The organism is Mycolicibacterium canariasense (assembly GCF_002101555.1).
In the GTDB taxonomy this organism is placed as follows: domain Bacteria; phylum Actinomycetota; class Actinomycetes; order Mycobacteriales; family Mycobacteriaceae; genus Mycobacterium; species Mycobacterium canariasense.
Map to the genome: position 1 here is coordinate 1 of NZ_LQOL01000001.1, position 1,148 is coordinate 1,148.

The 1,148-nt window shown below is 66.9% G+C and carries 3 protein-coding genes; all 3 read right to left on the bottom strand.

Annotation, left to right across the window (positions count from 1 at the left end; genetic code table 11):
* Positions 1 to 203, bottom strand: a 203-nt coding sequence (locus tag AWB94_RS35440) for a hypothetical protein (RefSeq protein ID WP_207626208.1), incomplete at its 3' end; no start/stop codon positions are given.
* Entirely contained in the window at positions 200 to 628 is a 429-nt protein-coding gene (locus tag AWB94_RS00005; RefSeq protein WP_062659599.1) for a hypothetical protein, read from the bottom strand. The genes AWB94_RS35440 and AWB94_RS00005, both read right to left, overlap by 4 nt.
* Positions 625 to 993: a hypothetical protein gene (locus tag AWB94_RS00010; RefSeq protein ID WP_131805422.1), complete on the bottom strand. Its 369-nt coding sequence runs from the start codon at positions 991 to 993 to the stop codon at positions 625 to 627. Before AWB94_RS00010 ends, AWB94_RS00005 begins: the two co-directional genes overlap by 4 nt.
* Between the last annotated feature and the right edge of the window lie 155 nt (positions 994 to 1,148).

A 1,148-nucleotide genomic window follows, 5' to 3' on the forward strand; every position in this document is an offset into this window, starting at 1 on the left:
GGCCAGCGTCGGCAGCAGGCGCGGCAGTAGGAGCCGATCGTCGGCGTGGGTGTGAGCATCCACGGTTCGCACTGGTGCGCGTTGGGGCCGGTGATTCTGGCTCGGTGTAGGCCCTCGTAGTCGCCTGGGTCGCGGTCGACGATCAGAGAAAAGACTTCCGGCGGAAACACGTAGGTCGCTGGTTGACGGTGATGGGCGCTCATGGTGCTGGTTCCTCGGGTGTCCAGCCGCTCACCCACCGCTCGACCAGGCTGGGATTACTGGCCCAGTCCGGCGCGGCGTTGTGGTCACGTTCCCAGCGCGTGTTGTTGCTCCGGATGACGGCGAGTTCGAGTTCGACGCGGGCTTTGTCGCTGCTGGCGGTTCCGACGTAGCCGACGGTGCCCATCGTGACTGCCCATTCGCGGGTGAGTCCGCCGAGTGCCGCCACCACAGCAGCGGCGGAGTGCGCTTCGTGCGCGGCAGCAGCCTGCCAACTGGTTGCGGCGTGGAAGTCCTGACCGCAGCGACACAGGACCGCATACGTCGCGACGTCGTCTTCCAGGGGGCCGTTGTCGATGACCCGAAACCCTCGGTGTCGATGAGCCGCAAGTACGTCGGCGATCAGGGCTGCGGCGTCGGCGGTCATGACTGCGCCCAATCCGGGTGGTGGATCAGCAGCGCCGGGAATCCGTAGGGCGGCACGATGGCCGCCCGCTGAGAACCGAACCACCAGATCCCGTCCTGCTTGTAGACCGGAGAGTGGTGGCAGTCCGCGACGATCGCACCGTCCGGCAAGGCGTTGAGTTGCTCGGCGGTGCGGATGGTGCACGCCTCACGCCACGCGTCACCCTGGTGCGCCTCGTGGGCATCCAGCACGCCCGCCATGAATCCCATCGGTTGGTCTGTGGTCCACGCGCACCCAGTGCACTGGCCTACCCAGTACCGGCCGTGTCGCACCTTCACTCGGTGCTGGCGAAGCACCTCGGCCAGCGTGGGGAACTCGGCGCTCATCGGCTCCACCTGACGACGGTGAATTTGGTGTCAGGCGAGTCGGATGGCCTGAGCGCGTGCCAGTGTCGGTGCCAGTCACCGTTCATGCCGCAGGGGTCGCCATGGCGTTCGCACCACTTGACGCGTGGCTGCTCCCATAGGTGGTGTTCGACGGC